Annotated in this window: 9 protein-coding genes; all 9 read left to right on the top strand. The window is 40.9% G+C overall.

Annotation, left to right across the window (positions count from 1 at the left end; genetic code table 11):
• The first annotated feature begins 60 nt into the window (after positions 1–60).
• A complete protein-coding gene (ccmB, locus tag H5072_RS08380) occupies positions 61–747 on the top strand; it encodes a heme exporter protein CcmB (RefSeq protein ID WP_002959286.1) in 687 nt (228 codons plus the stop codon).
• The gene (locus H5072_RS08375; protein ID WP_002959285.1) at positions 747–1484 is read left to right on the top strand and encodes a heme ABC transporter permease; all 738 of its coding nucleotides are present in this window, start codon (positions 747–749) and stop codon (positions 1482–1484) included. Before ccmB ends, H5072_RS08375 begins: the two co-directional genes overlap by 1 nt.
• A gap of 2 nt (positions 1485–1486) precedes the next feature.
• Positions 1487–1690, top strand: a complete 204-nt coding sequence (gene ccmD, locus H5072_RS08370) for a heme exporter protein CcmD (protein ID WP_002959284.1) — start codon at positions 1487–1489, stop codon at positions 1688–1690.
• Complete coding sequence (gene ccmE / locus H5072_RS08365; protein ID WP_002959283.1) at positions 1687–2166, top strand: cytochrome c maturation protein CcmE; 480 nt, start codon at positions 1687–1689, stop codon at positions 2164–2166. Before ccmD ends, ccmE begins: the two co-directional genes overlap by 4 nt.
• Positions 2167–2168: 2 nt before the next feature.
• The gene (locus H5072_RS08360; protein ID WP_182693239.1) at positions 2169–4139 is read left to right on the top strand and encodes a heme lyase CcmF/NrfE family subunit; all 1971 of its coding nucleotides are present in this window, start codon (positions 2169–2171) and stop codon (positions 4137–4139) included.
• Positions 4136–4705 (top strand): redoxin family protein, encoded by a 570-nt coding sequence (locus tag H5072_RS08355; RefSeq protein WP_024595354.1) that lies wholly within the window; start codon positions 4136–4138, stop codon positions 4703–4705. Before H5072_RS08360 ends, H5072_RS08355 begins: the two co-directional genes overlap by 4 nt.
• Complete coding sequence (locus H5072_RS08350; RefSeq protein ID WP_002959280.1) at positions 4705–5166, top strand: cytochrome c-type biogenesis protein; 462 nt, start codon at positions 4705–4707, stop codon at positions 5164–5166. The genes H5072_RS08355 and H5072_RS08350 overlap by 1 nt, the downstream gene beginning before the upstream one ends.
• Positions 5167–6420 carry a c-type cytochrome biogenesis protein CcmI gene (gene ccmI / locus H5072_RS08345; protein WP_024595353.1) on the top strand — a complete coding sequence of 418 codons (1254 nt, stop codon included), beginning with the start codon at positions 5167–5169 and terminating at the stop codon, positions 6418–6420.
• A gap of 9 nt (positions 6421–6429) precedes the next feature.
• Positions 6430–6947: VacJ family lipoprotein (locus tag H5072_RS08340; protein WP_182693238.1), on the top strand; the 518-nt coding region annotated here is incomplete at its 3' end.

The following is a 6947-nucleotide window of genomic DNA, read 5'->3' as shown; positions in this document are numbered from 1 at the left end:
CCAAGACTTAACGACCCACTTTAGTAACTTACAAACGGTTACACTGGAGTATCGCCACTAATGACTCGTCAACACTCTTATTGGTTGCTATTTAGTGCGGTATTTACCAAAGATGTAAAACTTGCGTTTCGCCAGCGCGCCGAAATTGTAAATCCTATTTTATTCTTCTTAATTGTAATTTCATTATTTCCGTTAGCAATAGGGCCTGAGCCCGGTCTACTTGCGAGAATGGCGCCAGGTATTATTTGGGTTGCCGCATTACTCTCTACCATGTTGGGTTTAGATAAGTTGTTTAGGGATGATTTTAACGATGGCTCGTTGGAGCAGTTAATTGCATCCTCTTATCCATTATCGCTAACCGTACTCGCTAAAGTGGCTGCTCATTGGGTGGTAACAGGTTTACCACTTGTATTAATGACCCCGTTGTTTGCGTTGTTGTTAAACCTAGAAAGTACGGCATTAACAGCAACCGTTTTAACATTATTATTAGGCACACCATTATTGAGCTTTATTGGCGCAATAGGCGCAGGGCTTACTGTGGGGCTACAAAAAGGAGGTATTTTGATGAGTTTACTCGTACTGCCTTTGTATATTCCTGTTTTGATTTTTGCAACGTCGGCTATCGATACCAGTACAATGTCACTGGATTATAGTGGGCAGCTTGCCATCCTTGGTGCAATGTTACTTATTGCTATTATTAGCGCACCAATTGCCATATCGTCAGCTTTAAAAGTGAGTGTAAGTTAATGTGGAAGTGGTTACATCCCTATGCTAAAGCAGAGCGTGCATACCAGTTATGCAATACGTTACTGCCTTATTTTGCCGTAGTTACCGTAGTTAGTATGATTGTTGGATGGGTATGGGGGCTTGGTTTTGCACCTGCCGATTACCAACAAAAAGACAGCTACCGTATCATCTTTATTCATGTGCCTTCTGCCATTTTATCCATGGGCGCCTACTCCTCAATGGCAATTGCCGCCATTGTTGCACTTGTATGGCAACTACGAAATGCCGAGCTTGCTGTTATTGCTATTGCGCCTGTTGGTGCATGTATTACTGCTATAGCGCTAATTACTGGCGCTGCATGGGGCAAACCTATGTGGGGTGCTTGGTGGGTATGGGATGCACGTTTAACGTCTGAGCTTATTTTATTATTTTTATATCTTGGCGTGCTTTCGCTTTACCATGCATTTGAAGATAAGAAATCAGCAGGGCGTGCGGCTTCTATTTTAGCAATTGTTGGCGTAATTAATTTACCTATTATTCATTACTCTGTTGAGTGGTGGAATACGTTACATCAAGGTGCAAGCATTACAAAGCTAGACACAAAAGCAATAGATCCAAGTATGTTTTGGCCTCTTATGGTTAATATTTTAGCCTTTGCTGCTTTTGTTGGAACAGTGACTTTAATTCGTCTTAAAAATGAAATTTTGCAACGTGAAAAGCACCGACCGTGGGTGCGCTCGTTGTTAAATAAGGGGTAATTATGCAGTTTGACTCTTTTTCTGATTTTATTGCAATGGGAGGTTATGGATTTTATGTCTGGCTTTCTTTTGGTACATGCGCACTTATTTTACTCGGTATTTTAGTGAACTCTTTGAGAGACACAAAGCGTATTATGGCTTCAGTGGAGCAACAAATAATACGTGAAGCGCGAATTAAAAAAGCTAAGCAGGAACAAATCTCATGAATCCAAGACGTAAAAAGCGCCTATTGGTAATCATTGCCGTACTGTTTGGTATTGGTGGGTCAATTGGTTTAGTGCTTTATGCACTGCAAGAAAATATTAATCTTTTTTATACGCCAAGCGAATTAATTGATGGCAAAGGCCCTAACAAAGAAAAACCACATATAGGTCAAAAGTTACGTATTGGCGGCATGGTTGTGCCAGGCACGGTTGAGCGTAATGAACAAAGCTTACAAGTAAGCTTTAAGCTAATAGATACAGGTCCATTAGTGACTGTGCGTTATCAAGGCATATTGCCAGACTTGTTTCGTGAGGGGCAAGGCATTGTAGCGCAGGGCGTATTAGTCGAGCCTAATGTTATTGAAGCATTTGAAGTACTAGCAAAGCATGACGAAGAATATATGCCAGCAGAAGTTGCAGAGGCAGTTAAAGGTATTAAGCACGAAAAACCAAAATACAACTTAGATAGTGGTAATTAGCTATGATCCCAGAAATTGGTTATTTTTCTTTAACGCTTGCCATGGTGCTAAGCGTTTTACTGTGTATTTTTCCTCTTTGGGGCGCGCATACAGGTAATCTTCGGTTAATGCGTGCGGCTCCATCTTTAGCAATAGGCCAGTTTGCTTTTGTACTAATCTCTTTTGCTGCACTTATTTATGCAAGTTTAACAGACGACTTTACCGTATCTTACGTAGCGTATCATTCAAGTAGTACGCTGCCTTGGTACTATAAAATCACCTCTACGTGGGGCGGTCATGAAGGTGCTATTTTATTATGGTTAGTAATGCAAGCGGGTTGGACTGCAGCTGTAGCAGCGCGTTCTAAATCATTACCTTGGGTATTACGTGCTCGCGTACTGGGTGTACTTGGCTTTTTAGGTGTAGGTTTTATGATGTACACCTTACTGCTTTCAAGCCCGTTTGAGCGCCTACTTCCTTATTTTCCGGTAGAAGGGCGTGACTTGAATCCGCTGCTTCAAGATCCAGGTATGATTATTCATCCACCATTACTGTACATGGGTTATGTGGGGCTGTCGGTTGCTTTCTCTTTTGCTATAGCTGCATTGTTAACAGGTAAACTTGATAACACATGGGCTAAGTGGTCACGCCCGTGGACGATGACTGCGTGGGGTTTCTTAGGTTTAGGTCTTACTATTGGTAGCTGGTGGGCGTATTCAGAACTAGGCTGGGGCGGCTGGTGGTTTTGGGATCCAGTAGAAAACGCAGCGCTTATGCCTTGGCTTGTTGCAACCGCATTACTGCATTCATTAAGTGTGACAGAAAAGCGCGGTATATTTAAATCATGGACAGTATTACTCGCAATTGCAGCATTCTCTTTAAGTTTGCTAGGTACGTTTATTGTACGCTCGGGTATTATTGTATCGGTACATGCGTTTGCTACAGACCCCGATAGAGGCTTATTTATACTCGCCTTTTTAGGCATAGTGGTCGGTGGTGGCTTGGCGTTATATGCAATGCGTGTGTCACAAGTTCACAGTGAAGGACGATACAAGCTGGTATCGCGCGAAGTGGCGTTATGGCTCAATAATATATTTTTAGTTGTTGCTACATTAATTGTTATGTTAGGTACATTGTTGCCAATGGTTCATAAAGAAATGGGCTTAGGTAGCATTTCTATTGGCGAACCGTTTTTTAATAAGATGTTTGCAATAATTTTAGTACCATTTGCTATTTTGATGGGTATCGGACCACTTTTACGTTGGAAGCAAAACAAGTGGGCTTTTTTGCAAAACAAAATATTAATGGGCGTATTAGCAAGTGTTGTGATTACCTGCGCTTGGTTATTCTCAAGTTACGATTTAGTAAAACCACTTACGTTATTAGCGACAACACTGGCGGTTTGGATTGCAATATCAACAGGGATTGATATTTACACCAAAGCAGCTGTGCACGGGAGCTTAAAAGAAGGCTTAAAACGCTTTACTGTAAGTTATTGGGCTATGGTACTTGGGCATATTGGTATTGCATTTATTATTGCGGGCGTAACACTTACCTCGGCTTATTCAGTAGAGCGAGATGTATCGATGAAACCGGGTGAAATAGCACAGCTTAATGAGTATGAATATCGCTTTGATGGCGTTAAAACTATTCGTGGGCCAAACTACAGCGGTCATGCGGGCGTTGTATCTGTGCTTAAAAATAATGAGCTAATAACACGTTTACACGCCGAAAAACGTAAATATGACATTGGTATGCAGTTTATGACTGAGGCGGCAATAGATGCCGGTTTTAAACGTGATTTATATTTAGCATTAGGTGAGCAATTAAGTGGTGATGCATGGTCACTTCGCATTTATCATAAACCATTTGTACGCTGGATATGGATTGGTGGCGTGCTTATGTCATTTGCAGGTTTCATGATTTTGTTTGATAAACGTTACCGTACATCAGCTAAAACAGCCCGTAAAGATGTACCGGAGAGTGTTTTATGAACCGTAAAATTTTAGCTATTGCGCCGCTTTTAGTGTTTGCTTTTGTGTGTGTATTTTTATACCAAGGTCTTTTTGCCAACCCTCGTGAAATTCAAACAGGGCGGATAGGTCAAGAAATGCCAGCGTTTAATTTACCTGATTTAATGCAAGACAATAAGCAGTGGACCAACGAGTCGTTAAAAGGTGAAGTTTACTTATTAAATGTATGGGGTACGTGGTGCCCAACATGTTTAGTCGAACTTGGTTATTTAACTAAGTTACGTGAGCAAGGCGTTAAAATTATTGGACTATATTACGTACAAGGTTACGACTCTGATTTTGATGGCCCGTTTGATATGCAATCACTTCGCAGCGAAGTCACTGATATGCTGCAACGTGCAGGTGACCCTTACCAATTTAATATTTTAGATTTACACCGTACTTTGTCGTTGGATTTAGGCGTGTCGGGTGCGCCAGAAACTTTTTTAGTCGATAAAAACGGCACTATTTTGTTACATCACACCGGTGATATAAATCCGCGAGTATGGCGAGCTAAATTTGCGCCAATTATGCAGGAGCTTAAATAATGAAGTGGTTACTACTTACGCTTAGCCTTTTTGTAAGCATGGGTGCGTTTGCACAGCAAGATCGCTATCAATTTGATAACAACAAACAAGCAATATTGTTTGAAGAGTTAACCAAAGAGCTACGTTGCCCTAAGTGTCAAAATCAAAACATTGCGGACTCCGACGCTGTTGTTGCTAAAGACTTGCGCGATAAAGTACTCGTATTGGTTAAAGAAGGTAAAAGTAAAGACGAAGTGATTGATTATATGATTGACCGCTTTGGCTATTTTGTTCATTACGACCCACCCGTTACACCAGCGACTTTAGTGCTGTGGGTACTACCTGTGTTAATTGTAATTGTTGGCTTTGGTTTTATTGTTATTCGCCAACGAAAAGCATCAGTAAAACAAACATGGAGCAGCGACGATGAAATGCTGCTAGCGAAGCTAATTGAACAAAATAAACGTCAGGAGCAAAGCTAAATGATTTTAATGTGGGCGTGTTTTGCCTTACTCACACTGGTTGCTCTTAGCTTTGTTATGATACCTTTTTTAAAAAAAGAGCGTGTTCAAACGATTACTCATAACGCCAATGCTGAATTAATTAGTATTTATGAGCAGCGTTTAGTCGATTTGCAAACTGATTTAGATAATCAACGCATTGATAGCGTAAATCACGCAGAATCAATTGTTGAATTAAAACGTCGCTTATTGAACGAGCTATCACCAGAGAAATCACTTAACAGCAAAGGTAATAACCGTATTTTTGCTTTAACAGGCGGTGCATTTGTTCTTGCACTTACAGGGATTTTTTATAGTTTTACAGGCAGTCAGCAGCAAATTTCGGCTTGGCATGACGCAATGGATAATTTAGCTGATTATGGCGAGCGTGCTGTAATGCAAAAAGGTGAGCCGCTTAGTCAAAATGAGCTGCAGGCTTTTGCATTGGCGCTTCGTACTAAACTTAGCCGCTCTGGCGATGATGAAGTTGCTTGGATGCTACTTGGTCGAGTGGCTATGTCGCTTAATGAATTTGACATGGCGCAGCAGTCATTTGATAAAGCACTACGTATGAACCCTGATAATATGCAGGTTCTTATTAGTTACAGTCAGGTTTTATTACTTGAAGGTAGCGAAGCTAATATGACTCGCGCGGCAGGTATGCTTTCAAAAGTGCTAAACGTTGAGCCTACTAATTTAGATGCTATTTCGTTACTAGCGCTGATAGCGTATGAGCGTAAAGATTGGCCGCAAGCTAAAACTGCATTTGAAGTTTTATTGGCGAGCATGGAAAAAAATGATTCACGTTATAACATGATCTCCGAACGTATTGCTGATATTGAGCAGCAAATGCAAAGTGAAGGCTCAGTTATGCCAGTTACTACTACAACGGGTGCTATTGCAGTTACAGTCGACATTGCAAAAGAGCTTATTGATAAACAGCCAAAAGACGGTATTTTGTTTATATTTGCAAAAGCTGCAACTGGCTCACCTATGCCATTAGCTGCTGTTAAGCTGACTAAATATTCATTTCCAATTACAGTTGAGTTGAGTGATAGTAGTGCAATGGTTGCAGGGCTTAACTTATCTAGTGCAGAAAATATTATTATTTCGGCGCGTATTTCTATCGATGACTCTGTTATGCCAAGCTCTGGTGAGCTAGAAGGTCATTCACAGGCGTTAAAGCGTGAAAGTGTAAGTGACTACCAACTTCAAATTGATACATTAATACCTTAAGGACGTTAGATGTTAAAACACAGTTTTACTTTTTTATGTTTATTGATACTAGCCGGCTGTGCTCAAGTACCTCAAAGCAAAGTAGATGACAGAGATCCGCTGCAAAGTATTAATCGTCCATTATATGACTTTAATATGGATGTACTGGATGCTTATTTATTGCGCCCAGTTGCTGTAGGTTATGTTGAAGTAACGCCTGTACCGGTAAGAAACGGTATTGTTAATTTTACAGGTAATATCACCGCACCTGTAGATATGATCAATGCGGGTTTGCAAGGTAAACCGGGTAATGCAAGTGTGAGCTTAGCACGCTTTTTAGTTAACTCTACTGTCGGTCTGTTTGGTATCTTTGATGTTGCAAGCTCACTAGGTCTTGAAATAGTCGATGAAGACTTTGGACAAACGTTGGGTGTATGGGGCGTAGGTGATGGCGCCTATTTAATGCTACCAGGTATGGGGCCAACAACAGCACGTAACCTGACCGGTGATGTAGTCGATAACTTTGTATTACCTGAAGTTGCGCTAAC

The organism is Pseudoalteromonas sp. SR45-5, assembly GCF_014163565.1.
In the GTDB taxonomy this organism is placed as follows: Bacteria; Pseudomonadota; Gammaproteobacteria; order Enterobacterales; family Alteromonadaceae; genus Pseudoalteromonas; species Pseudoalteromonas distincta.
The sequence above is the reverse complement of the archived record's forward strand: the minus strand, read 5'-3'. Positions and strand labels throughout refer to the sequence as shown.

Bases quoted from the DNA above. Each gene is read 5' to 3' on its own strand.
- ccmB (WP_002959286.1), top strand. From the start codon at position 61: ATGACTCGTCAACACTCTTATTGGTTGCTATTTAGTGCGGTATTTACC.
- H5072_RS08375 (WP_002959285.1), top strand. From the start codon at position 747: ATGTGGAAGTGGTTACATCCCTATGCTAAAGCAGAGCGTGCATACCAG.
- ccmD (WP_002959284.1), top strand. From the start codon at position 1,487: ATGCAGTTTGACTCTTTTTCTGATTTTATTGCAATGGGAGGTTATGGA.
- ccmE (WP_002959283.1), top strand. From the start codon at position 1,687: ATGAATCCAAGACGTAAAAAGCGCCTATTGGTAATCATTGCCGTACTG.
- H5072_RS08360 (WP_182693239.1), top strand. From the start codon at position 2,169: ATGATCCCAGAAATTGGTTATTTTTCTTTAACGCTTGCCATGGTGCTA.
- H5072_RS08355 (WP_024595354.1), top strand. From the start codon at position 4,136: ATGAACCGTAAAATTTTAGCTATTGCGCCGCTTTTAGTGTTTGCTTTT.
- H5072_RS08350 (WP_002959280.1), top strand. From the start codon at position 4,705: ATGAAGTGGTTACTACTTACGCTTAGCCTTTTTGTAAGCATGGGTGCG.
- ccmI (WP_024595353.1), top strand. From the start codon at position 5,167: ATGATTTTAATGTGGGCGTGTTTTGCCTTACTCACACTGGTTGCTCTT.